Genomic DNA, 25,888 nt, shown 5'->3' on the forward strand with positions numbered 1-25,888 from the left:
GAGTGGCTGGGCGACGAGATGCTGACAGCAAGCATATTCCCTGATCAGGTCGAGGATGAATTGCATGACGCACGTCCCTGTATGATTTTGGCGATCACTTAACCGGCGATCTGTTTCAGGCGTATTTCGTCGATTTGGGAAAGAGGTTTCGCCAGGAACCGGGTCTGGTCCCGGAGCAGCCAAACCGCTACACCCGGGCCGGCAATCACTATTTTCGTCACGCGTATCGCGCGCGGCGCATCACATTTCGAGGCAAAATCATGGCACAGGTCGCTTGGTTCGACGATCTCACCATTGGCATGCGTTTCAAATCGCCGGAGGTCGAGGTCAGCGAAGCCGACATCAAGCGGTTTGCGGCCGAGTTCGACCCGCAACCGATGCATCTCGATCACGAAGCCGCCAAGGCGACCCTGTTCAAGGGCCTGGCTGCATCAGGATGGCACACCGCGGCGATCGCCATGAACCTCGCGATCCAGACCCGTCCCTTCGGGCCACACCCCCTGATCGGTGCCGGCGTTGATGGGTTGCGCTGGACCCTCCCGGTGCGGCCGAATGACCGGCTGCATCTGGTCGGCGAGGTCATGAGCCTGACGCCATCGAAGTCGAAGCCGCAGGGCATCGCCTTGGTGAAATGGACGATGTTCAACCAGAACGGCGAGGAGGTTTACACTTTCACGCCGATCGCGATCGTGCCGCGGCGCGCCTAATAAGGGGCAGTCGTATCGTCGACCCGGTCGGCATCGATCCGGACGGCATGGTCTTCGATCATGCCAAGCCCACCTTCGACGTCACCGACGAGGTGGCGAGGCACCTGTCGTCTGGCGCGATGATCTGCGCGAGCGCCAATCCTGGATCCGCGCGAGGACGATGGCGGGCGCGAGATCGATCGCGCCGCGGTTTGGGCCGACAGTGCCGGCAGGGCGGTGTGGGAAACTGACCGCCCGCCGGCCACCCACAACGCGCCGCCATCTAGTGGCCGGGACGGGTGATCGAACCTTGGGCTGCCGCCGCGCCGATATCGCTGCCATGATGGACCAGCGGCTTCATGCCGGTGATCGTCCGCAGCAGCACATAAAACACCGGCGTCAGGAACAGGCCGAACACGGTGACGCCGATCATGCCCGAGAACACGGCGACGCCCATCGCACGGCGCATCTCGGAGCCGGCGCCGGTCGAGAGCACCAGCGGCAGGACGCCCATGATGAAGGCCATCGACGTCATCAGGATCGGGCGCAGCCGCAGCCGGCTCGCCTCGATCGCAGCCCGGATCGGGGTGCGCCCGGCGAATTCAAGCTCGCGCGCGAATTCGACGATCAGGATGGCGTTCTTGGCGGAGAGGCCGACAAGCACGATCAAGCCGATCTGGGTGAAGACGTTGTTGTCACCCTTCGAGAGCCACACGCCGAACATGGCGGCCAGCAGCCCCATCGGCACGATCATGATGATCGAGAGCGGGAGCGTCAGGCTCTCATAGAGCGCTGCCAAGACCAGGAACACCAGCAGGATCGCGAGCGGGAAGACCCAGAGGCCGGAATTGCCGGCGATGAACTCCTGATAGGTCAGGTCGGTCCATTCGAAGGCAAAGCCGGGCGGCAATGTCTCCGCCGCAATCCGCGTGGCTGCCTCCTGTGCCTGGCCCGACGAGAAGCCGGGGGCCGCCGCCGCGTTGATGTCGGACGACAGGAATCCGTTGTAGCGGATCGCGCGCTCAGGCCCCGCGCTCTGGCGGATCGTCATCAGCGCCGACAACGGCACCATGTCGCCGGAGGACGAACGCACCTTCAACTGCCTGATGTCGTCGGCGCGGGCGCGGAACGGCGCATCGGCCTGGACATAGACGGAATAGGTGCGGCCAAACTTGTTGAAGTCGTTGACGTAGTAGGAGCCGAGGTAGATCTGGAGCGTGTTGAAGACTTCAGTCACGGGTACACCGAGCTGGAGCGCCTTGGTGCGGTCGATATCGGCGAACAACTGCGGCACGTTGACCTGGAAGCTCGAGAACACGCCGGCGATCTCCGGCGCCTTCTGCATCGCCGCCATGAACGCCTTCGTTGCGTCGTTCAGCGCCTCGTAGCCGAGACCGGCGCGGTCCTCGATCTGCAGCTTGAAGCCGCCGATGGTGCCGAGGCCGTTGACCGGCGGCGGCGGGAACATGGCGATGAAGGCTTCCTGGATGCCGGCGTACTTCTTGTTGAGATCGGCCGCGATCGCATTGCCGCTCAGGGCCGGGCTCTTGCGCTCATCGAACGGCTTCAGGGTCGAGAACACGATGCCGGCGTTAGACGAGTTGGTGAAGCCGGAGATGGACAGGCCGGGGAAGGCGACGGAGCTTTCGACGCCTTGTTGGGTTAGTGCGATGTCGCTCATTTTACGGATCACTTCTTCCGTGCGATCCAGCGTGGCGCCATCGGGCAAGCGAGCGAATCCAACAAGATATTGCTTGTCCTGGCCGGGCACGAATCCACCAGGCACCTGCTGGAAAAGCAAGGCGGTGAGGCCGACCAGCGCTACGTAGAGGCCCATCACGGCAGCCTTGCCCGAGATCACCTTGGTGACCGTGCCGCTGTAGCTGTTGGAGGAGTAGGTGAAGGCACGGTTGAAGCGGCGGAAGAACCAGCCGAGGCTCTTCTCCATGACGATCGTCGGCCGGTCCTTTGGCTCGTTGTGGCCCTTGAGCAGCAGCGCCGACAGGGCCGGCGACAACGTTAGCGAGTTCACCGCCGAGATCACGGTCGAGATCGCGATGGTCAACGCGAACTGCTTGTAGAACTGACCGGTAAGACCGGAGATGAAGGCGAGCGGAACGAATACCGCGATCAGCACCATGGCGATCGCGATGATCGGCCCGGACACCTCGCGCATCGCCTGATAGGTCGCGTCGCGGGGCGACAGCCCGCCCTCGATGTTGCGCTCGACGTTCTCGACCACGACGATGGCGTCGTCGACGACGATGCCGATGGCGAGCACCAGGCCAAACAGGCTGAGCGCGTTGATGGAAAAGCCAAACAGATGCATCACCGCGAAGGTGCCGACGATCGACACGGGGACAGCGAGCAGGGGGATGATCGAAGCGCGCCAGGTCTGGAGGAACAGGATCACCACCAGCACCACCAGCGCGATCGCCTCCAGCAGGGTGTGGATCACGGCCTCGATCGAGGAGCGAACGAACTGGGTGGGATCGTAGACGATCTGGTACGACACGCCCTCCGGCATGTTCTTCTTGATCTCGGCCATGGTGGCGCGGACGTGATCGGAAATTTCGAGCGCGTTGGAGCCTGGTGCCTGGAAGATCGGGATCGCCACCGCCTGCTTGTTGTCGAGCAGCGAGCGCAGGCCATATTCGGATGCGCCGAGCTCGATACGCGCGACGTCGCGCAGGCGCACGACCTCGCCCTGCGAGCCCGTCTTGACCACGATGTCGCCGAACTGCTCTTCGTTGCCGAGCCGTCCCTCGGCATTGACGGACAGTTGCAGATCGATTCCTTTGACGTTCGGCGACGAGCCGACCACGCCGGCCGCAGCCTCGACGTTCTGCGCCTGGATCGCCTTAACGATGTCGCTTGCCGTCAGGCCGTGCTCGGCCGCCTTTTGCGGATCGACCCAGACCCGCATCGAATAGTCGCCGGCGCCGTAGAGCTGGACGTCGCCGACGCCGTCGATGCGCGCGAGACGGTCCTTGACGTTGAGCACCGCGTAGTTGCGCAAGTAAGTCATGTCGTAGCGGTTGTTCGGCGACAACAGATGCACCACCATGGTGAGGTCGGGCGACGATTTCTTGGTGATGATGCCGAGCTGACGGACCACGGCCGGAAGACGCGGCTCGGCCTGCTGCACGCGGTTCTGCACCAGCTGCGTCGCCTTGTCGGGGTCGGTGCCGAGCCGGAACGTCACCGTCAGCGTCATCGCGCCGTCGGTGGTCGCCTGGCTCGACATGTACAGCATGTTCTCGACGCCGTTGATCTGCTCCTCGATGGGAGTAGCCACGGTCTCCGCGATGACCTTGGGATTGGCCCCGGGATAGGTCGCGCGCACCACGACGGAGGGCGGCACGACGTCGGGGTATTCCGAAATCGGCATTGCCAGCAGCGAGATCAGCCCGGCCAGGAAAATCACGACCGACAGCACGCCGGCGAAAATCGGACGATCGATGAAGAACTTTGAGAGATTCATGGTCTTGCCCCTGCGCGAGCGACAGCTATCCCGTTGTCCGGGACGTGGGCTTTGCCCGCGAACGCGGAATCGAGATGCGATGCCTTGGTCGTCAAGTCGTCGTTCCGGGCGCGTGTCGCGTGTCCCGGCAACGTAACTAGCGTTGCACCACGTCCTGGTTACTGTGGTTGGAGGCCTGCTGTCCGCGCGCGCCCATCGCAGCCACCTCGGTCTTGAGGAGGGCCCCGGGGCGCACGCGCTGCAGTCCGTTGACGACGATGCGGTCGCCGGTCTTGAGGCCCGCCGTCACGATGCGAAGGCCGTCGACCGAGCCACCGAGCGTGATCGGCCGATAGACCGCGCGGCTGTCGTCGCCGACGGCCATCACGAACTTCTTATCCTGGTCGGTGCCGATCGCGCGCTCGTCGATCATCACGAGCGTCTGCTGCTTCGGCTGGCCCATGCGCACGCGAGCGAACTGGCCGGGAATGAGACGCCCGTCGTCGTTGGGGAATACCGCGCGCACACGGATGGTGCCGCTGTGGCCGTTGACCTGGTTATCGATCAGCTGGATGTGGCCCTTGGCGGAGAGACCGCCTGAGGTCGCCATCTCCACCGGGATCTGGTCGAGATTGCCGCGCTTGCCGGTGCCGTCTGCGATCGCGTTCAGCGCCCGCAGCACGACCTCCTCGTCAGCATCGAACGACGCGTAGATCGGATTGACCGAGACCAGCGACGTCAGCACTGGCGAAGCAGTGCCCGCGGCGACGAGATTGCCGACGGTGACCTCGATCTTGCCGACGCGGCCGTCCACGGGCGCGCGCACTTCCGTGTAGTCGAGATTGAGCTTTGCGGTCTGGAGCGTCGCTTCCGCCGCCTTGACGTTGGCGATGGCTTCGCGATTGGCGTTGTCGCGCTGGTCGTAGTCGCGCCGCGTCACCACGGCATTGCCGACCAGCTGCGCGCCGCGGTCGAGCTCGCTCTGGGTGAACACCGCGCGCGCCTTTGCGGCTTCGAGCTGCGCGTTGGCCTTGTCGACCTCGGCCTCATAGGGCGCAGGATCGATCTTGAACAGGACGTCGCCCGCCTTCACGAGCGCGCCCTCCGTGAAGTTGGTGGAGAGGATCGCACCCGCCACACGCGGACGAAGCTCGACGCGCTGGATGGCCTCTAACCGGCCGGAAAAATCGTCCCACAGCACGGTCTGCTTCGGCTCGATCATCGCGACGGTCACGGAGACGGCCTGCTCAGCCGCGGCCGCTGTTGCGGTCGCTTGCGCTGAACGGAAGTAGTGCCCCGTCGCGACGGAGCCGGCTATGGCGAGGGTGCCCATGGCAGCAACGCCGCCGAGCATGCGGCGGATACGGCGGGGACGCGAGGTGCTTGGGGAGGGGGGCATTTGCGCGCTCCAGATATGTAATGTTCACTACAGATGTGGAGCTGGATATCGCAGCGCAAGAGACTTATGTATCATTCACTAAGAAAATTGTAGCCGCTTACCGCAGATATCGGAAGGCGGAAGGGAAAAGAAAGCTAGAACAATTAGATAGAATGTGGCGTTAGGTTGGGGCGAGCCGCCATTCCAAGGAGACAGGCACATGGGCATGGGACGCCCCCGAGAATTCGACGCCGACATCGCGTTGGATCAGGCGATGGAAGTGTTTTGGCGCCATGGCTATGAGGGCGCCACGATTGCCCAGCTCACGGAGGCCATGGGCATCAACCCGCCGAGCCTTTACGCCTGTTTCGGCAACAAGGAGGGCCTGCTGAAGGCTGCCCTCGACCGCTACACCAAACTGCGCGGTGCGTGGATGGATGAAGTCGTCGCGGCGCCGACTGCCCGCGAGGTCGCCGAGCGAATGCTGAAGGGCATCGCCGAAAAGCAGACCGACCCCGCCAATCCGCCCGGCTGCCTGCTCGTGCAGGGCGGTATCGCCTGCGGCACCGGATCCGAAAACGTCCCCTTCGAACTCGCCACCCGCCGTGCCCAGAACGAAGACCAGCTCCGCGACCGCTTTGTGCGCGCCAAGGCGGAAGGTGATCTCAAGCCGACGTCGGATCCCGCCGCGCTCGCGCGCTACGTTTCGGCGGTCTCTGTCGGGATGGGCGTGATGGCCTCGTCAGGGTCGGATCGCGAAGCGTTGCGGCAGGTTGCCGATGTCGCCGTGCAGGCCGTCGAGGCGCAGTCGGAGCAAGGCTAGGGCTCAGCGGCCTCCTCGAAAACGAGTCACGCATGTTCGCCCTGACATTTCTCGGCACCTCGGCCAGCGTTCCCTCCGCAGAGCGCAATCATCCGGCAATCCTCCTGGAAGTCGCGGGCAAACGCATGCTGATCGATTGCGGCGAAGGTACGCAGCGCCAGCTGCTGCGGAGTGGCGCCGGCTTTCGGCGGCTTGATCGCATTTTGCTCACGCATGGTCATCTCGATCACGTGCTCGGTATCCCCGGCCTGTTCTCGACCTTGGGGCTGCGGCAGACCTCCGAATTGATGACCATTCATGGCGGGCCTGAAACGCTCGACGTGGTCATCCGCTTGCTTGCAGGCCTTTGGGGCGCGGGCCGGGCGCCGATCGCGATCGAGTTCGTGCCGCTGTTCGAAGGGCAGGTCGCCGACGCAGGCGACTTCACGATCGACTGTTTTCCGGTCCGCCATCGCGACACCGACAGTTTTGGCTTCTCATTCCAGAGTCGCGCGCGGCGCCATCTTCTGTCCGATCGACTGTCCGCACTTGGCGTGCCCGATGGCCCCATGCGCGGAGAACTGGCCGCGGGTCGGCCGGTCACGGTTGAAGGCGGCCGAACGATCGATCCCGAGGAGGTCCTCGGCCCTCCCAGCGGCGGCAGGAAGCTGGTCGTCATCGGCGACACCGAGACCACCGAGGGACTCTCGAAGCACGTGACGGATGCCGATCTGCTGGTGATCGAGGCGACGTTTCTGGATCGGGACGCGGCGACGGCACGAGACTACGGCCATCTCACCGCGGCCGAGGCGGCGAGGTTCGCGGCTGGGAATAATGTCCGGCAGCTTGTGCTGACGCATCTGTCAGGCCGCTATGAGGATGACGAGATCCTGGCGGAAGCAGCCAGGATGTTTCCGAACGTCCGGATTGCCGCCGACTTCGACCGCATCGCTGTTTAGCCAATGCGTTGCACGACCATTAATCTTACCTGTCAAGGTTTATGCCACTTGATTCCCGCAGCCGCGCGCCAGCGCGATAGTTTCGACCGATCAGAAAACAGCTTCGCATTGTGAGTGCCATGTCCCGTTCCGTCGAATTGATCGTTGAGGGCTATGTGAGGCTGAACGATCGCGATGCGCTGGAGAATATTCTGGCGCATCGCCAGGATCTGCTGCGGCAACTGGTAGCTGTGACCGGCGTCGATCCCAAGCAGGCGGTCGCGCAGGTGAGCCGGGAAATCACCATCATCGAATCCGCGCTTGCTACCCTCGTCCCGGAATAGCCGACGTCGGGATCAGGCTTGAGCGCTCAGCTCGACATGCCCGACTTGATCGTGATGTCCTGCACCTTGTGCGTCAGCTGCCTCAGCCTTGGCAGGACCTGGTCGCGAAAAGTCGGCATATCCATACGAGCTGCATCGACCGTGACGCTCAGCCCCGCGATCACTGAACCCTGTGCGTCGAGGATCGGCGTCGCCAGTGTACGCAGGCCATAGGCGTTCTCGCCATCGGAGACGGCGTGGCCTTTCTTCTTCACCTGATCGAGCCGGGCCAGCAAAGCATCGAGATCGGTCAGCGTCCGCTCCGAGAGCTTGACGCGGGGGCGCGACTCCAGCCGCTGGATCTGCTCGTCGCGCTCAAGATGCGCCAGCATGGCATGGCCGAGCGCGGCGCTGTAGGCGGGGATGCGCGTGCCGGGCCGGCGGTCCATCTTGTAGCGGTCGAGACCCGCGCTGACACGCGCGAGATAGATGACATCGCCGCCATCGAGGATGCCGAGCGAGGCCGCATCACCGACATCAGGCACCAGGTCGCGCAGCATCGGCTCGACGATGGTGCGCAAGGATCCGTGCGACAGCACGGTATAGCCGAGGTCGAGGCAGGCGAGACCGAGGCGGAACCGGCGGCTCTGCGGCACCGCCTGCAGATAGCCGAGCTCGATCAAGGTCTGGATCAGCCGGAACGCCGTGCCGCGATCGAGATCGGCGCGGACGGCAACTTCACTGAGCGTCAGCTCGAACGCCTCGCTGCTGAAACTCTTGAGCACGGCAAAGGCCTTGCCGACCGAAGCGACATGGTTCTTGGGATTTTTGATGTCCGTTGTCTTGGGAGCCGCGTCGGATACGCGCTTTGCCGTCTTCTTTTCGACCTTGGCCATGCCTGAATGCCCTGCCTGACTGCCACAGCCCTTGACGCGGCGGCAGCCTGATCTTACCAACGGAGCATATCATAACAAATGTTCGCATTCCGAACAATATCGATCTGACCGATCGGAGGAAGCTTTGTCCGCATCATCGCTGCATCCCCAGTCCTTGCACCCGCAGTCCTTGCACCCCCTTGGCGTGTTCTCCGCCGCGCTGACACCGCTCGACGCCGAGCTTGCGCCCGATCATACGCGCTTCATCGCGCACTGCCGCTATCTCCTGGCCGAAGGTTGCGATGCCATTGCGATGCTCGGCACCACGGGCGAAGCGAACTCCTTCTCGGTTGCCGAACGCACCGCGCTGCTGGAGGCCGTGGTCGCCGGCGGCATCAGGCCGAACCAGCTGCTGCCGGGCACCGGCGTCGCTGCGTTCATCGACACCGTCGCGTTGACCCGCCACGCGCTCTCCGTCGGGGTCGACACCGTGGTGATGCTGCCGCCGTTCTACTACAAAAACGTCAGCGACGACGGCGTTTATGCCGCCTACAGCGAGATCATCCAGCGCATTGGTCATGCCAAGCTCAAGATCGTGCTCTATCACATCCCGCAAATGTCGATGCAGCCGATCTCGCATGCGCTGATCGAACGGTTGCGGGCGGCCTATCCCTCGACCATCGTCGGCATCAAGGACTCCTCTGGCGACTTCGCCAACATGACGGCGATGGTCGAGCGCTTCCCCGGCTTCTCGGTGCTGACGGGCGCCGACCCGCTGCTGCTGCCGCTGCTGCGCAAGGGCGGCGGTGGCTGCATCACCGCGACCTCGAACCTCGTCGCGCGCGATCTCGCCTATGTCTTCAAGCATTTCCGAGACAGCGACGACGATGCGGCGCTGAAGGCGGCGCAGGGGCGCATTGTGAAGGCGCGCGAGCTGGTCTCGCGCTTCGCCCAGATGCCGTCCCTGAAGGCGCTGATGGCCGAGCGCACCGGTCACGCCGGCTGGCAGCGCCTGCGGCCGCCGCTCGAGACGTTGCCGGCGGCGCAACGGAAAGAGCTGCTCGCGAAGGCCGCCGCATTCGCGTCAGCCGCGTAAAGGGGAGCGGCATGTCGATGACACGCGTCCGCATGCTCGCCGACGATCTCACCGGTGCGCTCGATACCGCGGCGGAATTCGTGGGCCTGTGCGGGCCGTTCGATGTGATCTGGGCGGATGCGCCTCCGCGTTCCAGCTCTGCAAGCCTCGCGGTCGACAGCGGCACCCGGGAGCGTTCGAAAGCCGAAAGCGTCGAGATCGTCACTCGGCTGGTGTCGTTGCTTCGCGACGGCGAGATCGCCTATAAGAAAATCGACAGCTTGCTTCGCGGTGCCTGGGCGGCCGAACTCGGCGCCTGCCTGAGCACCGGGCATTGGACGTCGTGCGTGGTTGCGCCTGCCTTCGGCTATCAGGGCCGCCGCACTGTCGATGCCCAGCAATATGCGCGCACCGTGGCGGGGGACTGGCATCGCGTCGGCGACAATCTGCTGGATCAATTGAAGCGGGGCGGCATCAAGGCGCGACGGGGCGGCCCCGATACCCTGGCGCAAGGCGGCGTTCAGGTGTTCGATGCCGAGAGCGATCTCGATCTCGATCGCGTCGTCGAGATGGCACAGCGCATGCCGGGGCCGGTGCTGTGGTGCGGCAGCGGTGGGCTCGCCGCCGCGCTCGCGCGCGGCCACCGGTCGGACGCGCGTTCGAAGTTGAAGCTGCCGGTGCTGGGCCTGTTTGGCTCGGACCAGGCCGCCACCGCGGCACAGCTGGATGCCTGTGGCGACGTCACCGTCGCGCTCGCCGAGGGCGAGGGTAGCGCAATCGTTCAACGCAAATTGGCCGAAGACAACGTGGCGTTGGTGAAGTTCTCTCTTGCCGAAGGACTGTCGCGCGCCGGCGCCGCGCAGCGGATTGCGCGCGAATTGACGGCGCTGACGGCGGCGCTCGATCCTCCGGGAACGCTGATCGTTGCCGGCGGCGAGACCCTGAAGGCCGCATGCCTTGCACTCGGTGCGCATGCGCTTCAGGTGACAGGGCGCATCGTGCCGGGCCTTCCGCGTTCGGTGCTGCAAGGTGGCCGCTGGGCCGGCGTCGACGTCATCTCGAAATCCGGAGCGTTCGGCACGCGCGAGCTGTGGCGCGATCTGCTTCGAGACAATCAATTGCTCAACACGGAGAGTCCATCATGACCTCTCGTCACCTTGCCATCACCATGGGCGATCCCGCCGGGATCGGGCCGGAGATCATCGTCAAGTCCTGCCTCGGCTTGAAGGAGCGGATCGCGAAAGGCGATCTTCGCCTGCTGATCATCGGCAGCGGCGCGGCACTGGACGGCGCGAAGGCCGCGATCGGCGCGGACGTTGCAATCCCGCAAGTCACGGCCGACGACCGCGATTGGCCCAACCTCTGCTATCTGCAGGCCGATGCCGAGGGTGATCCGATCAAGCCGGGCGTGCTGAGCGCCGACGGCGGCCGCTTTGCCTACAAGGCGATCGAGCAGGGCGTGCGGCTGACACAGGCCGGGCGCACCGCGGCGATCGTCACCGCGCCGCTCAACAAGGAAGCCCTCAACAAGGCCGGCTATCATTTCCCTGGACATACCGAGATGCTGGCGCATCTCACCGGCGTCCGCGGCTCGGTGATGCTGCTCGCCCACGGCAATATGCGCGTCAGCCATGTCTCGACCCACGTCGCGCTGGAGGACGTGCCGAAGCGCCTGACACCGGAGCGGCTGCGCATGGTGATCGATCTCACCAACGACGCGCTGCTGCGGCTCGGGATCGCCAAGCCGAAGATCGCGATCGCCGCGCTCAACCCGCATGCCGGGGAGGGCGGTCTGTTCGGACGGCAGGATATCGACGTCTCTGCGCCGACGATTGCCAAGGCCGTCGCCGACGGCCTCGACGTGGTCGGTCCCGTGCCGGGCGACACCATCTTCGTCAAGCTGCGCGCCGGCCAGTTCGATGCGGCGGTCGCGATGTATCACGATCAGGGGCACATTCCGGTTAAGCTGCTCGGCTTCCAGGTCGATCCCGCCACCGGCCGCTGGCAGGAGCTCTCCGGCGTCAACATCACACTGGGCCTGCCGATCATCCGCACCTCCGTCGATCACGGCACCGCCTTCGACATCGCCGGCAAGGGCATCGCCAACGAGCACAGCCTGATCGAGGCCATCGACTATGCCGAGCGGCTCGCCGCCGGTGTTTCCAAGTCAAGAGATCGAGCCTGAGATGACCAACGCCTTCACGCCCATCGAAATTCTCCGCCCCACCATCCTGGAGTTCGGCAACGGCACGATCACGGCGGCTGCGCGCTTTGCCGAACGGATCGGCGCCAAGCGTCCGCTGGTGATCTCCGACCCGTTCAATGCGCGCCGCGTCGACAAGCTGGCGCTGCCGGGCGCCGTGAAAGTGTTCGGCGAGGTGAAGCCGGAGCCCGATCTGCCCAATCTCGAGAAGGCGGTGGCGATGGCGAAACAAGCCAGGCCCGATCTCGTCGTCGGCTTCGGCGGCGGCAGCGCGATGGATCTCGCCAAGCTGGTTGCGGTGATGTGCAGCGGTGATGTCGCCTTTGCCGACATCGTCGGGCCGGAAAAGGTCGCGGGCCGCAGCGTCGCGCTGATGCAGATCCCGACCACCTCGGGCACCGGCAGCGAGGCCGGCACCCGTGCGCTGGTGACTGATCCCGTCAGCCAGAACAAGCAGGCGGTGCAGAGCCGCTTCATGCTGGCCGATATCGCCATCGTCGATCCCGACCTGACGATGACGGTGCCGAAGGAGATCACGGCCGCCACCGGGGTCGATGCGCTGGCGCATTGCGTCGAGGCCTACACGAGCCGCAAGGCGCATCCGACGATCGACCTCTATGCGCTCGAGGGCGCGCGGCTGGTCGGGCGTTATCTGAAGCGCGCGGTGGCCGATGGCGGCGATCGCGAGGCCCGCGCCGGCCTCTCGCTCGCCTCGCTCTATGGCGGCTATTGCCTCGGCCCGGTGAACACCACCGCCGGTCATGCGGTGGCCTATCCGCTCGGCACGCGTCATCACATCGCCCACGGTCTCGCCTGCGCGATGATCTTCCCGCACACGGTGGCGTTCAACATGCCCGCGGAGGAGGGGAAGACGCTTGCGGTGCTGGCGGCACTCGGCCTGCCGGAGCGGAACGATGCCAAGCTTGCGTTCGATGCGACCTACGCGTTTTGCAAGAATCTCGGCGTCGAGATGCGGCTGTCGGCACTCGGCGTGCCCAAGGCCGATCTCGGCGCGATGGCGGACGAGGCGTATGCCATCAGGCGCCTGCTCGACAACAACCCGCGCGATCTCAGCCGGGACGCGATCCTTGGGATGTACGAGGTCGCGTTCTAGCCGTCCGCGCCGCGGCAGGTGATCAAGGCCGCCAATATCAAGATGGAGGAAGCTGGTGATCCACCGAGCGCTTGCCAGCCCGGGGACGAGCAGGTAGAAGGCTGCACGCCTGAGCCGTGATTTGCGCTGTCAGCGCTTCCGGCCGCAGTCGGACAAATCAGTATGATATTGAATTTGTTCGACTATTCCGTTGGGGAATGGTGTAACGGTAGCACAACAGACTCTGACTCTGTTTGTCTTGGTTCGAATCCAGGTTCCCCAGCCAGTTCCAGGCGCTGTCCGAACTCCTGAATTGCCCGATATCGGGCCGCTTGCCGCGCCAGGGATCGCGCCGGTTTGCCTCACCGGAATATCGCCCATCGCCAGTCGGATCGCTGCTCCGCCGATCGTCCTGGGGACACACAACCCCTGGGAGATCCGTAATGCCCTATGTCGATGGTTTTGTGCTCGCCGTGCCGAAGGACAAGATCGGGGCCTACACGGCGCTGGCGCGAACGGCCTGCGCGGTGTGGATGGAGCATGGCGCGCTCGATTATGTCGAATGCATCGGCGACGACGTGCCTCATGGCAAGCTCACGTCTTTTCCGCGCGCCGTGATGGCGAGTGAGGACGAGGTCGTGGTGTTCTCCTGGATCGTTTACCGCGACCGCGAGACCCGCGATGCCGTCAACAAGAAGGTGATGGCCGATCCGAGGCTCAAGGGCTCGGACATGCCGTTCGACGGCAAGCGCATGATCTACGGTGGCTTCACCACGCTGCTGCGGGCGAGTGACGCAGGCTGAACCGCCTCACGGCTTCGCTGGCGGCGGTTGCAGTGGCGCGACCGCGGGGGGCGCGGAGCCATCGGTGATGCGTTCGCGCGTCGTGCGAATGCGCTTCACGTCGGACGTGGACGTCGACGCGCCGGAATCTGGCGTCTGGGAGAATTTGCCGTCGGTGAGGTCGTTGCGGGGCCGCACCTTTGCGTCATGCACCGTGGGCTCAACCGCCGGCGCAGTCGGCGGCTGTAGTTGGGTCTGCGCGCTCGCGGCGGCGCCGATCATCCCAAACAGGATGACCGGGAGACCAAGCCGATTGAGACCTGACTTCTCGCGCGTCATGTTCCACCGTCATGTCCGGCCCCGCCGACGGCAGACTAGCCCAGCCCGCACGGCTCGGAAAGCCGCCCCGCTGCGAGCAACCGGCGCGTGGTGAACTACTTGATCTTGTCGTAGGCCGCCGCGAAATCATTCAGCGGCATCGGGATCGCGATCGTTTCCTTCGCCATGTTCTGGAACGAGACCTTCAATTGCTTGCCTGACTTCAGGCTTGCAAGCAGGTCCGGCGCGATCGGGGTCGAGGCGTAGCAACCGCGGTTCTCGCAGGTCTGGATCTGGAGATCGACCGTCTTGCCCTCGTCGACCTGGAGCTTGGCGCCGAGCGGGGATGTTGAGGCCGAGCGGCAGCTGGAGCAGCGCGACCGGCGTCCGGGTGTCGGGCGCGACGCGGATGTTGATCAGCACGATGGTCTGGCCGGTCTTGGTGAGGACGGCGTTCTGCTCGATCGCGCATTCGAGAGGAGCATCGCGGCTCGCGCTGGTGCAGCGCGCGATCCAGCCGGGCTGCGGCGCTGCGCCTTCCGCCTGCGGCTGGGTCGGCGCGGCCACAGGCTGTGCGGCCGCGGCAGGCGGAGCCGCGTTCTTCTTGGCGCCTTGCTGGGCATACGCGCCGCCCGTCGACATCAGGACAGCGGCGGCGAGGGCGACAAGTCTGGATTGCATGGGCATGGCAAGACCGCGTTGGCGTGAACCGAGGATTTGGCTGTAGCGTCGGGCTTGGCCCGACGCAAGCTTACTCGGCGGCTTCCTTGACGGTGCCGTGCGCGGCCGCGTCGTGGCCTTGATCCTCGGCCGAGTTGCCCTTGAACAGGTTCGAGAACTTGTCGAGGTAGAGATAAACGACCGGCGTGGTGAACAGCGTCAGCGCCTGGCTGACGATCAGGCCGCCGACCATGGCATAGCCGAGCGGCTGGCGAATTTCGGCGCCGGTGCCGTGGCCGAGCATCAGCGGAACGCCGCCGAGCAGTGCGGCCATCGTCGTCATCATGATCGGTCGGAAGCGCAGCAGCGCGGCCTGGCGGATCGATTCCTCCGGCGTCTTGTGCTCGTCGCGTTCGGCGGCGATGGCGAAGTCGACCATCATGATGCCGTTCTTCTTCACGATGCCGATCAGCAGAATGATTCCGATCAAGGCAATGAGGCTGAAGTCGAATCCAGCGGTCATCAGGATCAGCAGCGCGCCGACGCCGGCCGAGGGCAGGGTCGACAGAATCGTGATCGGATGGATGTAGCTCTCGTAGAGAATGCCGAGGATCAGATAGACCACGACCAGTGCCGCGAGAATCAGGAGCGGCACCGTGCCCAGCGACTGCTGGAACGCCTGCGCCGTGCCCTGGAAGCTGGAGTTCAGCGTCGCCGGCGCGCCGAGATCGGCCATCGCCTTCTGCACAGCGACGGTGGCCTGTCCAAGCGCGACATCCGGCGCGAGGTTGAAGCTGATGGTGATCGCCGGGAACTGGCCCTGATGGCTGATCGAGAGCGGGCGGACCGGATCGGTGGTCCAGCTCGCGAAGGTCGACAGCGGCACTTGGTCGCCGGTCAACGGCGACTTCAGATAGAGCTTGTTGAGCGACTCGAGGCTGCCCTGCATCTCCGGCAGGATTTCCAGGATCACATGGTAGCTGTTGAGCTGGGTGAAATACTGCGCGACCTGACGCTGGCCGAACGCGTCGTAGAGCGTGTCGTCGATCAGCTGCGGCTGGATGCCGTAGCGCGAGGCGGTGTCGCGGTTGATGTTGAGCTGGACCGTGGTGCCCTGGGTCTGCTGGTCGGTCGCGACGTCGCGCAGCTGCGGCAGCGTCTGCATCTTGGCGAGGATCTTCGGCGCCCACGAATTGAGCTCGCCGAGATCGGCGTCCTGCAGGGTGAACTCGAACTGCGTGCGCGTCGGTCGGCCGCCGAGCCGCACGTCCTGCGCCGCCTGCATGTAGAGGCGGGCGCCTTGCACCTTGTCGAATTTGGGACGCAGCCGCGCGATGATCTCTTGCGCAGATGCGTCCCGCTCGTCGCGGGGCTTCAAGGTGATGAACAGATTGCCGTTATTGCCGGCACGACCGCTGCCGCCGATCGCCATCGCGACGCTGGCGACGTCGGGATCGGCCATGATGATCTTTCCGAGTTCCTGCTGGCGGTTGAGCATTTCCTTGAAGGAAATGTCCTGCGACGCCTCGGAGGTCGCGGTGATCAGGCCGACGTCCTGCTGCGGGAAGAAGCCTTTCGGGATCAGGACGAACAGGTAAATCGACAGCGCCAGCGTCGCGAAGAAGATCGTAAGCGTGGTGCGGCGCCAAGCCAGCGCATGGTCGAGCCCGTATTCATAGCCGCGCAGCAGCGCGTCGAAGGCGCGTTCGCTCCATTGGTAAAATCTGCCATGGGTCACCTCGCCATGTGCGCGCAGGAAGCGCGAGGCCATCATCGGCGTCAGCGTCAGCGACACGAACATCGAGACGAAGATCGTCATCGCCAGCACGACCGCGAATTCGCGGAACAGGCGGCCGATGATGCCTCCCATCAGGAGCAGCGGGATCAGCACCGCAACCAGCGAGATGCTGATCGACATGATGGTGAAGCCGATCTCCTTGGAGCCCCTGAAGGCGGCGGCGAGCGGCTTTTCGCCTTCCTCGATGTAGCGCGTGATGTTCTCGAGCATCACGATGGCGTCGTCGACGACGAAGCCGACCGCGATCGTGAGCGCCATGAGCGACAGATTGTCGAGCGAATAGCCGAACACCCACATCAGCGCGCAGGCGCCCAGCAGCGCCAGCGGCACCGTGATGGCCGGAATCACGGTCGCCCAGAAGCTGCGCAGGAAGACAAAGATCACCATGACCACGAGGAAAATGGTCAGCAGCAGCGTGAACTGGACGTCCTCGACTGCGGCGCGGATCGTCGTGGTGCGGTCGCTGATCAGCTCGATCTTGATCGCGGGCGGGATCGCCGCGACCAGCCGGGGCAGCGTCGCCTTGATCCGGTCGACGGTCTCGATGACGTTGGCGCCGGGCTGCTTGAACACGACCAGGAACACGCCGCGCTTGCCGTTGGCCCATGCCGCCTGTTTGGCGTCCTCAGGACCGGTGACCGCCTGGCCGATGTCCTTGATCCGCAATGGACCACCGTTGCGGTAGGCGATGATGACGTCGTTCCAGTCCTTGGACTGCAGCAATTGATCGTTGGCATAGATCGTATAGGCGCGCTTATCGCCGTCGATATTGCCCTTGGGGCTGTCGACCGTGGTGATGCCGATCGCGCTGCGAACGTCTTCCAGCGACAGACCCTTGGCAACGAGCTTGCCCGGATCGACCTGGACGCGCACGGACGGCTTCTGCTGGCCGCCGATGAAGACCTGGGCCACACCGGAGAGCTGGCTGATCTGCTGGGCGAGCTGGGCGTCGACCGCGTCGCTGACGCTGGTCAGCGGCAGCGTGTCCGACGTCGCCGAGAGCAGCAGGATCGGTGCGTCGGCCGGGTTGACCTTGCGATAGGTCGGCGGCGAGGGCAGGTTCTTCGGCAACTGGCCGCTGGCGGCGTTGATTGCGCCCTGCACGTCGTTCGCCGCACCGTCGATGCTGCGGTTGAGGTCGAACTGGATGGTGATCGAGGCGGTGCCGAGATAGCTCGTCGAGGTCATCTGCGCGATGCCGGGAATCTGGGCGAACTGGCGCTCCAGCGGCTGCGCGACCGACGAGGCCATCGTCTCCGGGCTGCCGCCCGGCAAATTGGCCGTGATCTGGATGGTCGGGAAGTCCACCTGCGGCAGCGGTGCGACCGGCAGCAGTGGATAGGCCACGAGACCGACAAACAGGATGCCGGCCATCAGCAGCGATGTGCCGATGGGATAACGGATGAAAGGTGCCGAAATCCCGCCTTCGGTCATTCCTGCTGAACCTTGCTTTTCTGGACCGGATCCGAGCTCGCCACGGTCGTCGAAACGACGCTTCCGGGCTGGACTTTGTACTGACCGCCGGTGATCACCTGCTGGCCGGGGCTCAATCCTTCATCGACGACCGAGCGCCCGTCGATGGCGTAGCTGACCTTGATCTTGTGAACCTCGGCCTTGTTGTCCGGACCGACGGTATAAGCGTAGAGGCCGTTGGTGGAATGCTGAACCGCGTCATCGGGGACGATGGTCGCGTCTTTCAGCGTCCGCACCAGGAGGCGTGTCGAGACCGATTGTCCCGGCCACAGCGTGTGTTCCTTGTTGTCGAACACCGCCTTGAGCCGGATAGTCCCGCTGGTCGTGTCGACCTGGTTGTTGATGACGGCGAGCTTGCCTTCAGCCAGCGTCTTCTTGCCGTCGGTGGTGAACGCGATCACCTTGAGGTCGCCGGACTGCTGGCCCTCGCTGATGTAAGGCAGTTGTTCTTCAGGCGCGGTGAAGATCACCGTGATCGGCTCGACCTGAGCGATGGTGACGATGCCGGTCTGGCTCGAGGCATTGACGATATTGCCGATGTCGACCTGGCGCAGGCCGGCGACGCCGGTGATCGGCGATTTGACCTGGGTGTAGTCGAGCTGCGTCTGGGCGTTGGCGATCGCGGCTTCGTCGGCTGCGATCTGTGCGGTCAGCTGGGCGACAGTCGAGCGTTGCGTATCGGTCTGCTGCCGCGTCGCGAATTCGCCGAGCTTGGTATAGCGCTGAAGATCGAGATTGGCGTTGGCGAGGTTGGCCTCGTCCTGCGACTTCTTGGCCTTGGCTTGGTCGAGGGCGGCCTGGAACGGGCGCGGGTCGATCTCGACCAGGAGATCGCCCTGGTTGACCATTTGGCCTTCGGTGAAGGCGATCTTGTCGATCTGGCCATCGACCCGGGTCCGGACTTGTACGGTGTTGAAGCCCTGCACGGTGCCGAGGCCGGTCAGGTAGACCGGGAAGTCGGCCTTCTGGACCGGCGCAATGCTGACGGGCACGGCGGCGACCCGCGGCGCACCCTTTTGCGCGGCCTGGGCCTTCGCTGCCTCAGCGGCCGAGAATCGCTGCCAGCCGTAATAACCGCCACCGGCCACGGCTGCGATGATGACAATCCATAGGATCGGCCGTGACTTTTTCATATGTAAGCGTATCGGCTTGTATGCCCAAAACAACGAATTGCGGGGCGATCAAAGGGTTCCAGAACGGCTTGTATAATACACGCCAAGTTCCAGTGTAAACAGCACTATCAGTTGAGAATCCTAAACAATTGGAAAGCTTTGCACCCCGTAGGCGAACGGATGCCGACGCAGTGTGCAGCGCTGCATTTCGTGTCGCAAACGAGGAGCGTGCAAGAGACAGGAAATGCTCGCGCACGGCGTGAGACGACGGTGCGCGGTGCCAGCGATGCGTTCTGTGCGTGAGAAGGGCTGACCCTGGCAAGAACGGTTCTAAACCGGCCACGCGGTGTTTCGGTTGTCACTAAAATCACCGTCGTTCATATCAGCGCCGCCACAACAGGAGTGCGGGATGGACGAACTGAACGGCAAGCTGATCGCGTGTCAGATTCTGATCACGGGTTTGATCGCGCGTGTCGCCAATGAGCAGCGCGATCCGTTGCGCTTCCTCACCGACTTCCGCGATGAGATCAAAGCCGTCGTCAAAGGCGTCAACATCGCAGGCATGGAGAACTCCGATCATGTGCGCGCGACGGCGCAGCGCACCGTTGATGAATTGTTCTCGCTGATGAAGCCGCCGATCAGCGACTGACGGCTGCGCGAAACGATGCGTGAAGACATCGTGCAGTGTCCGACTGCATCCGTGTCGCGCCACTTGCAAGCCTGAGTTTAGAACGGTTTCAAACTGCAGTTTAGAATCGTTTTGATCTGGATGGATTCAAGGATGCAGATGGCGTGATTGCGTTGACCCTCATGGCCCCGCTCGATACGACCAGCGCGTCGCATGTTTGCGATGCGACACGTTGCAGAATGGGAATGGGACACAGGATGGGTATGGCGAGGGCTCCGCGGTCGTTGCGTTCGACTGCGGCACGGACTTCATTGGGCAGCAGTTTCGATGCCGCAACCGGCAAGACTGTTTCCACCGTCGCAAGCTTGATTGCGGTCGCGTCCGTATCGAGCGCAGCGCAGGCACAGCAATCAACACTGCCGCCCGTGAATGTCGATGCGCCGAAGGAGCGGCCGCGCTCCACCACGGCGAAGCCGACGCCCGATCAGGTCCGCGCCCGCAACGCATTGCGCCGTGCCGCACAACAGCGTCAGGAGGCAGCAGTGGCCCCGGTCGTCGATCCGTCCGCGCCGGCGGCCGATCGCAATCCCTTTGCGGATCAGGCAGCGCCCTACAAGGTCGATCATGTCCAGGCCGGCGGCAAATTCCCGGAGAAGCTGGTCGACACGCCGAAATCGATCACGGTTCTCAGCAAGGAAGTGCTCGAGGACAAGAACGCCACCACGCTGAAGCAGGCGATCCTCAGCACGGCCGGCGTGACGCTCGGAACGGGTGAGGGCGGCAACGCGTTCGGCGACCGTTTTTTCATCCGCGGTTTCGACGCCCGCAACGACGTCTTCATCGACGGCGTGCGCGATGCAGGTGTCAGCGTACGCGAGAACTTCTTCACAGAGCAGGTCGAGATCCTGCGCGGTCCTGCGTCGTCCTTCGCGGGCCGCGGCACGGCCGGTGGGGCGATCAACATCGTCACCAAGCAGGCCGCGACCGAGAAGAGCTTCTACAACATGGACACGACGTTTGGCACCGACCAGACCAAGCGTGTCACGCTCGACGTCAATCAGGTGATCAACCCGACGCTTGCCGTTCGCACTGGCGGTCTGTTCCAGGATGCTGACGTGGCGGGCCGAGACCGGATCAAGGACAATCGCGACGGTGCTTTCGTGGCGACGACCTGGAAGCCGACCGATGCGACCAAGATCACGGGAAACTACATCCACACCGAGTTGACCGGCATTCCCGATTTCGGCGTGCCCTATTATCGGCCGAGCACGGCGAGTACCGCCGGCGGTCCGTTCCCTGATTTCGGTGTCAACCGAAACAATTTCTACGGTTTCGTCAATCGCGACTTCTACCGGACCGGCCAGGACATCGGCTCGATCAATGCGGAAGTCCAGGTCACGCCGGATCTGTTACTCACCAACAGGATCCGGGAATCGCACTCCACACAGAACTACATTGGCACATTGCCGGAATCGCCGGTTATAACGAGCAACAGTCCGGCATTGTGGACGTTGTCGGCCAACCCGCAGAGCCGGTATCAGGCCACGGATGTGTTCGCCAATCAGACCGAGGCGACGTACAAGTTCGATGATTATGCGGGCTTCAAACACACGCTGCTCGCCGGCATAGAATACGACAACGAACGATCGTCGATTGATAGCTACACGGGGCTCGGCTCCGAGATCACGACGGGGGCGACAGCTTTCACCGGGACCGGGTCCTTGCCCGGCGTCAGCGTCTTCTGGCCCCAATATACCGACAATCCATTCCCGATTCCCGGTGGGCTTACGGGCCGGCCCACCAAGATCGGAATCGAGACCGTCAGCGGCTACGTCATGGACAGCGCGAATTATCGCGACGTTCTGATCCTCAACGGCGGTTTCCGCTACGACGACTACAACATCAAGACCTCGGCGTTCACCGCGGCTGGTGCCTTCGGTCAGCAGTCCGCCGAATTCCTGGTTCCGGATTTCAACCTCGGTCTCACGCTGAAGCCGCTGCCCAATGGCAGCGTCTACGTGGCCTACGCGACCTCGGCGAACCCGGTCGGCTCGGAGTTCGACGGTACCAGCACCGCTTATGGCGGCATCAATCCGAATCTCGCTGGTGGCAATAACCAGATCTTCGGGCCGGAAAAGAACAAGGCCATTGAACTCGGCACCAAGTGGGAGTTGTTCGACCGCCACCTGCTGCTGACCGCCGCCCTGTTCCAGACCACGAAGGATAACGCGCGCGAGGGGCAGAATGTCGGCAGCACGGCCGCCGCCGCCGCGCTGGGCTGCACCTATGCTCCCGTGGCCCCGTCGACCACCGTCTCGTGTATCACGGCCGGCGCCGCTTACCGCGTCCGCGGCATCGATCTCGGCGTCGGCGGCAAGATCACCGACAAGTGGAGCGTGTTCGGCGGCCTGGTGCTCATGCAGTCGGAGGTGACGAAGTCGCTCGCGCCACCCGCCAACAGCAAGCTCTATGCGTCGAATGTCGGCCTGCCGCTCGCCAACATCGCGCACCAGTCGTTCAGCCTGCTGTCGAAATACCAGCTCACCGACGTCTGGGAGCTCGGCGGGCAGGCGGTGTATCGCTCGAAGGTGTACGGCGGCACCTTGCTCGCGGCCAACCAGGGCACGTCGATCCCCGGCTACTGGCGCTTCGATGCGTTCGCGGAAGCGAAGATCAACAAGAACTGGCAGCTGAAGCTGTTCGTCAACAACATCTTCGACAAGCGCTACTACGACGCGCTGTACCAGAGTGCTGCGCCTTTCGTGCTGGAGGCACCGGGACGCGCGGCCTATCTGGTGCTGTCCGCGCGCTACTGATGGAGACATGACGAGGTGCCATGCTGACATGCATAGACGGCGTCCTGAGCAAGGATGATGTGGCGGAGTTCCGCCGCATCATGGACGGCAGCGAATGGGAAGACGGCCGTTCCACCGCGGGCGCGCAGTCGGCGATGGTCAAGCGCAACGAGCAATTGCCGCCGGATGGCAAGGTCGCGCGCAGGCTCGGCAACCGCATCATCTCGGCGCTGACGGCGAGCCCGCGATTTCTGGCGGCGGCGATCCCGCTCCAGATCTTTCCGCCGCTGTTCAACCGCTATACGGCGGACAGCGGCCACCATTTCGGCCTGCATGTCGACAACGCGATCCGCGGCGACCGCCTGACCGGCCTTCGCATCCGCACCGATCTGTCGGTCACGCTGTTCCTCAGCGAGCCCGAGGATTACGACGGTGGCGAGCTTGTGATCGAGGACACCTACGGTTCGCACGAGGTCAAGTTGCCAGCCGGAGACTGCGTGCTCTATCCCTCGACCAGCCTGCATCTGGTCACACCGGTGACAAGGGGGGCGCGGGTTGCGTCTTTCTTCTGGCTCCAGAGCATGATACGGGACGATCAAGCCCGCAGCATGATCTTCGACCTCGACACCGCCATTCAGGCGTTGGCGGCACGGCTCGGGCGTGACGATCCCGAAACGATCAAGTTGACGGGCATCTATCACAACCTCATTCGCATCTGGGCCGAAGTATGAAGATCACATCTTTCCGAGCAAGCCTCGCTGCAGCCGTGCTGTTCACGGCCGCCTGGCTCGCAGTTCCTGCGTCTGCCCAGACACAAACCCAGGCGGCGGCGCCGGCGCGGCCGATGGCGGCACCGGCACCCGTGGCGGCTCAGCCGGTGCCGGCCGCCCCCGCGATGGCCGCACCTGCGCCATCGACCGCGGCCCCTGCTGCGCCCGTGGCGATGCCCAGCGCGCCAGCGACCGAGGCTGCCGTGGCCCCGGCCTCCGAGGCCGCGCGGAAAGCGGGCATCGCGCCGGCCATGAAGGAATTGTCGCCCTGGGGGATGTTCATGGCGGCGGACATCATCGTGAAGGCGGTGATGATCGGGCTTGCCTTCGCCTCGCTCGTAACCTGGACCGTCTTCATCGCCAAGTCGATCGAGCTGTCAGTCGCCTCCGCCAAACTGCGTTCGGCGTTGAAGAAGGTCGCTGAAGTTCGCTCGCTTGCCGAAGCCCAGATGGCGCTCGGCACCAAGCAGGGCATGTTGTCGTCGTTCCTTGCGGCCGCGCTACGTGAAGCGCGGATGTCTGCGGGGCTCTCCAGCGACGACGGCATCAAGGAGCGCGCGGCCTCGAGCTTTGCCGAGATCGTCCGCGCAGAGGCACGACGCATCCGCATCGGCACGGGTCTCCTCGCGACCATCGGTTCGACATCGCCCTTCGTCGGCCTGTTCGGCACCGTGTGGGGCATCATGAACAGTTTTATCGGCATCTCGAAGTCGCAGACCACCAACCTCGCGGTGGTCGCGCCCGGCATCGCCGAGGCGCTGCTCGCGACTGCCATCGGCCTCGTCGCGGCGATCCCCGCCGTTATCATCTACAATCACTTCTCGCGCGTGACGAAGAGCTATCTCGAGCTCGTCAGCCGCGCCTCGGGCGCGGCGGCACGTCTGTTGTCGCGCGATCTCGACCGCAGCCACGGCAGTGCGCATTCGCGCGCGGCGGAGTAAGCCATGGCAGTCTCGCTGACGGACAACGATGACGACGACGATTTCTCGGAAACGCATGACATCAACGTCACGCCCTTCATCGACGTCATCCTGGTACTGCTGATCATCTTCATGGTCGCCGCACCACTGTCGACGGTCGATCTGCCGATCGATTTGCCGACGTCGAGCGCAACGCCGCAGAAGAAGCCGGACAAGCCGACTTATCTCAGCATCAAGCGCGATCTGGGGCTTGCGATCGGGGAGGATTCGGTGAGCCGGGCCAACCTGATTCCGACCCTCGACGGCTTGTCAGACATGAGCAAGGACAAATACGTCTTTCTGCGTGCCGATCGTTCGGTGCCCTATGGCGAGCTGATGGGCGTCATGGAGCTGCTGCGCTCCGGCGGTTACACGCGGGTCAAGCTGGTGACGTTGGAGGCTGCTGGCGCGCCGGCGGCACCAGCTGCGACAGGCCCCGCGCAGCCATAGGGGTCGCCATGTCGGTTGAGCTCGAACCCAAATCGTCCAGAAGGCTTTGGATCTTGGCGGCGGTCGCGGCGCTCGTGCTCCATTTGGGTGGGGCTGCGCTCGCGCTCGCCAGCTTGCCGACCGATGATGGCGATGAAGGCTTGGGCGCTGCGGGTGCCGAGTTCGCGGTCGAGATGGCTTCTCCGCCGATTCAAGACTCCAATCAGGCCCTTGGTCCGACGGACTCCGAGGAGCAGGAAGAGCGTCCCGAGCTTCAGCAGCAGAAGGCCGAGACGAAGGAAACAGATCTTCCGCAGGATCGACCGCAACCGCTCGAGGATGCTGATCGCGTTGTCTCTGAGAACAAGGCGAAGAAGGAGCAGGACGAAGATCCGAAGGTGGCCGCCACCGAAACCCCCGCCATGGAAGCTCAGCAGAAGCAGATTGCCATGGAGCGGCAAACCTTCGAAAACGCCACGCGCGAAGCTGAGAGGGCCATGGCTCCGGTGCTCGGCATTGGTAAGGACATGCTCAAAATTACGGCGGACTGGAACCGCAAGATCAGCGCGCATCTCGCGGCTCACAAGGTCAATCCGGAGGGCAAGCAGCCCAACAATCAAACCACCAAGGTGAGCTTTTCACTCAATCGACGAGGCAACGTGGTGTCGGTCGACGTGGTCGAATCCTCCGGAGACGCCGCTTTCGATGCGGCAGCGGTCGCCATGGTCCGCAAATCAGATCCATTCCCGGTACCACCTGCCGCGTTGACCGAGGATCGGGTCGAGCGCACGGTCGATATCGTTTTCAAGCCGCCGGAAGACAAGAAAAAGAAGAAGACCGCTCAGCGCCAGTAGTACTTGATCCCGACATAGACCACGACCAGGCAGGCGAAAATCAGCGCCACCGGAAGAGGACGCTTCTGGGTTCCACTGATCGTGGCTGCACCGAAGAAGCCAGTCTTCTTTGCTTTGGGCGCCGGCCGGCGAAAGGCGGTAACATTGTCCGTCACCGGCTCGGGCGGCCGGGGGCGGACATCGGGCGGGTTCCCGCCGCCGCCCATTTCCAGATAATAGGATTTGTAGACCTCGGCGATGGCGACCTCGGTGGCCTCGGTCTCGCTCATCCGATCCAGCAGCTTCTTGTAGCCATCGAGGAAGCCCTGCGCCTCGGGAGGCAGCGCCGACAACCCATTCAGTTTGGCCATCATCTTCCAGGTGGCGAAATCGGCGCGGGCACGGGTATCGGCGCGTCGCGCGATCAGCATATCGGCAGCTTTGACCAAGTTGGCCTCTAGCCCTTCGGCTTTGTTTTCAAGTGCAGGATATCCA

The 25,888-nt window shown here is 63.9% G+C and carries 22 protein-coding genes, 1 tRNA gene and 1 pseudogene; 16 read left to right on the forward strand and 8 right to left on the reverse strand.

Annotated elements, in window-relative coordinates:
* Positions 1–260: 260 nt before the first annotated feature.
* Positions 261–707 carry a MaoC family dehydratase gene (locus ACVIIW_RS24570; protein ID WP_456703101.1) on the forward strand — a complete coding sequence of 149 codons (447 nt, stop codon included), beginning with the start codon at positions 261–263 and terminating at the stop codon, positions 705–707.
* 262 nt (positions 708–969) lie between these two features.
* On the opposite strand, the gene ACVIIW_RS24575 is transcribed toward ACVIIW_RS24570, so the two are convergent.
* Entirely contained in the window at positions 970–4,170 is a 3,201-nt protein-coding gene (locus ACVIIW_RS24575; RefSeq protein WP_456703102.1) for an efflux RND transporter permease subunit, read from the reverse strand.
* Between the two features lie 136 nt (positions 4,171–4,306).
* The gene (locus ACVIIW_RS24580; RefSeq protein ID WP_456703103.1) at positions 4,307–5,548 is read right to left on the reverse strand and encodes an efflux RND transporter periplasmic adaptor subunit; all 1,242 of its coding nucleotides are present in this window, start codon (positions 5,546–5,548) and stop codon (positions 4,307–4,309) included.
* A 199-nt stretch (positions 5,549–5,747) separates the two neighbouring features.
* On the opposite strand from ACVIIW_RS24580, the gene ACVIIW_RS24585 reads away from it, so the two are divergent.
* The 3 genes from ACVIIW_RS24585 to ACVIIW_RS24595 all read left to right on the forward strand — a co-directional run bounded on the left by ACVIIW_RS24585 (position 5,748) and on the right by ACVIIW_RS24595 (position 7,611).
* A complete protein-coding gene (locus ACVIIW_RS24585) occupies positions 5,748–6,350 on the forward strand; it encodes a TetR/AcrR family transcriptional regulator (RefSeq protein ID WP_456703104.1) in 603 nt (200 codons plus the stop codon).
* Between the two features lie 32 nt (positions 6,351–6,382).
* The gene (gene rnz / locus ACVIIW_RS24590) at positions 6,383–7,288 is read left to right on the forward strand and encodes a ribonuclease Z (protein WP_456703105.1); all 906 of its coding nucleotides are present in this window, start codon (positions 6,383–6,385) and stop codon (positions 7,286–7,288) included.
* Positions 7,289–7,407: 119 nt separating this feature from the next.
* The gene (locus ACVIIW_RS24595) at positions 7,408–7,611 is read left to right on the forward strand and encodes a hypothetical protein (protein ID WP_456703106.1); all 204 of its coding nucleotides are present in this window, start codon (positions 7,408–7,410) and stop codon (positions 7,609–7,611) included.
* A gap of 26 nt (positions 7,612–7,637) precedes the next feature.
* Here ACVIIW_RS24595 and ACVIIW_RS24600 read toward each other — a convergent pair whose 3' ends face one another.
* Positions 7,638–8,486 (reverse strand): IclR family transcriptional regulator, encoded by an 849-nt coding sequence (locus ACVIIW_RS24600; RefSeq protein ID WP_456703107.1) that lies wholly within the window; start codon positions 8,484–8,486, stop codon positions 7,638–7,640.
* 154 nt (positions 8,487–8,640) lie between these two features.
* Here ACVIIW_RS24600 and ACVIIW_RS24605 point away from each other — a divergent pair, with 154 nt between their 5' ends.
* The 6 genes from ACVIIW_RS24605 to ACVIIW_RS24630 all read left to right on the forward strand — a co-directional run bounded on the left by ACVIIW_RS24605 (position 8,641) and on the right by ACVIIW_RS24630 (position 13,639).
* Complete coding sequence (locus tag ACVIIW_RS24605; RefSeq protein ID WP_456705254.1) at positions 8,641–9,561, forward strand: dihydrodipicolinate synthase family protein; 921 nt, start codon at positions 8,641–8,643, stop codon at positions 9,559–9,561.
* 17 nt (positions 9,562–9,578) lie between these two features.
* On the forward strand, positions 9,579–10,685 hold the full coding sequence (locus ACVIIW_RS24610) for a four-carbon acid sugar kinase family protein (protein WP_456705255.1): 1,107 nt from the start codon (positions 9,579–9,581) through the stop codon (positions 10,683–10,685).
* The gene (gene pdxA / locus ACVIIW_RS24615; RefSeq protein ID WP_456703108.1) at positions 10,682–11,725 is read left to right on the forward strand and encodes a 4-hydroxythreonine-4-phosphate dehydrogenase PdxA; all 1,044 of its coding nucleotides are present in this window, start codon (positions 10,682–10,684) and stop codon (positions 11,723–11,725) included. Before ACVIIW_RS24610 ends, pdxA begins: the two co-directional genes overlap by 4 nt.
* Before the next feature lies 1 nt (position 11,726).
* Positions 11,727–12,857, forward strand: a complete 1,131-nt coding sequence (locus tag ACVIIW_RS24620; RefSeq protein ID WP_456703109.1) for an iron-containing alcohol dehydrogenase — start codon at positions 11,727–11,729, stop codon at positions 12,855–12,857.
* A gap of 191 nt (positions 12,858–13,048) precedes the next feature.
* Positions 13,049–13,122, forward strand: a tRNA-Gln gene (locus ACVIIW_RS24625).
* Between the two features lie 157 nt (positions 13,123–13,279).
* A complete protein-coding gene (locus ACVIIW_RS24630) occupies positions 13,280–13,639 on the forward strand; it encodes a DUF1428 domain-containing protein (RefSeq protein ID WP_456703110.1) in 360 nt (119 codons plus the stop codon).
* Positions 13,640–13,645: 6 nt separating this feature from the next.
* Here the strand turns inward: ACVIIW_RS24630 and ACVIIW_RS24635 are convergent, their stop codons facing one another.
* The 4 genes and pseudogenes from ACVIIW_RS24635 to ACVIIW_RS24650 all read right to left on the reverse strand — a co-directional run bounded on the left by ACVIIW_RS24635 (position 13,646) and on the right by ACVIIW_RS24650 (position 19,000).
* Positions 13,646–13,957, reverse strand: coding sequence for a hypothetical protein (locus tag ACVIIW_RS24635; RefSeq protein WP_456703111.1), 312 nt, complete (start codon positions 13,955–13,957; stop codon positions 13,646–13,648).
* 95 nt (positions 13,958–14,052) lie between these two features.
* Positions 14,053–14,623: pseudogene (locus tag ACVIIW_RS24640) on the reverse strand (invasion associated locus B family protein).
* A 64-nt stretch (positions 14,624–14,687) separates the two neighbouring features.
* Positions 14,688–17,828, reverse strand: coding sequence for a multidrug efflux RND transporter permease subunit (locus ACVIIW_RS24645; protein ID WP_456703112.1), 3,141 nt, complete (start codon positions 17,826–17,828; stop codon positions 14,688–14,690).
* Positions 17,825–19,000: an efflux RND transporter periplasmic adaptor subunit gene (locus tag ACVIIW_RS24650; RefSeq protein ID WP_456703113.1), complete on the reverse strand. Its 1,176-nt coding sequence runs from the start codon at positions 18,998–19,000 to the stop codon at positions 17,825–17,827. Before ACVIIW_RS24650 ends, ACVIIW_RS24645 begins: the two co-directional genes overlap by 4 nt.
* Positions 19,001–19,388: 388 nt before the next feature.
* Between ACVIIW_RS24650 and ACVIIW_RS24655 the strand changes: the two genes are divergently transcribed.
* From ACVIIW_RS24655 to ACVIIW_RS24680, 6 genes are all read left to right on the forward strand, one after another.
* Positions 19,389–19,628, forward strand: a complete 240-nt coding sequence (locus ACVIIW_RS24655) for a hypothetical protein (RefSeq protein ID WP_092230377.1) — start codon at positions 19,389–19,391, stop codon at positions 19,626–19,628.
* A gap of 236 nt (positions 19,629–19,864) precedes the next feature.
* On the forward strand, positions 19,865–22,423 hold the full coding sequence (locus tag ACVIIW_RS24660) for a TonB-dependent receptor domain-containing protein (protein WP_456703114.1): 2,559 nt from the start codon (positions 19,865–19,867) through the stop codon (positions 22,421–22,423).
* Between the two features lie 20 nt (positions 22,424–22,443).
* Positions 22,444–23,133 carry a Fe2+-dependent dioxygenase gene (locus tag ACVIIW_RS24665; protein ID WP_456703115.1) on the forward strand — a complete coding sequence of 230 codons (690 nt, stop codon included), beginning with the start codon at positions 22,444–22,446 and terminating at the stop codon, positions 23,131–23,133.
* Entirely contained in the window at positions 23,130–24,113 is a 984-nt protein-coding gene (gene exbB / locus ACVIIW_RS24670; protein WP_456703116.1) for a tonB-system energizer ExbB, read from the forward strand. The genes ACVIIW_RS24665 and exbB overlap by 4 nt, the downstream gene beginning before the upstream one ends.
* A gap of 3 nt (positions 24,114–24,116) precedes the next feature.
* Positions 24,117–24,581, forward strand: coding sequence for a TonB system transport protein ExbD (gene exbD / locus ACVIIW_RS24675; protein WP_456703117.1), 465 nt, complete (start codon positions 24,117–24,119; stop codon positions 24,579–24,581).
* A gap of 8 nt (positions 24,582–24,589) precedes the next feature.
* Positions 24,590–25,414: a TonB family protein gene (locus ACVIIW_RS24680; protein WP_456703118.1), complete on the forward strand. Its 825-nt coding sequence runs from the start codon at positions 24,590–24,592 to the stop codon at positions 25,412–25,414.
* Here the strand turns inward: ACVIIW_RS24680 and ACVIIW_RS24685 are convergent.
* Positions 25,402–25,824 (reverse strand): hypothetical protein, encoded by a 423-nt coding sequence (locus ACVIIW_RS24685; RefSeq protein ID WP_456703119.1) that lies wholly within the window; start codon positions 25,822–25,824, stop codon positions 25,402–25,404. The two genes, ACVIIW_RS24680 and ACVIIW_RS24685, sit on opposite strands and share 13 nt — an antisense overlap.
* Between the last annotated feature and the right edge of the window lie 64 nt (positions 25,825–25,888).

It is taken from the genome of Bradyrhizobium sp. USDA 4449 (assembly GCF_054056275.1).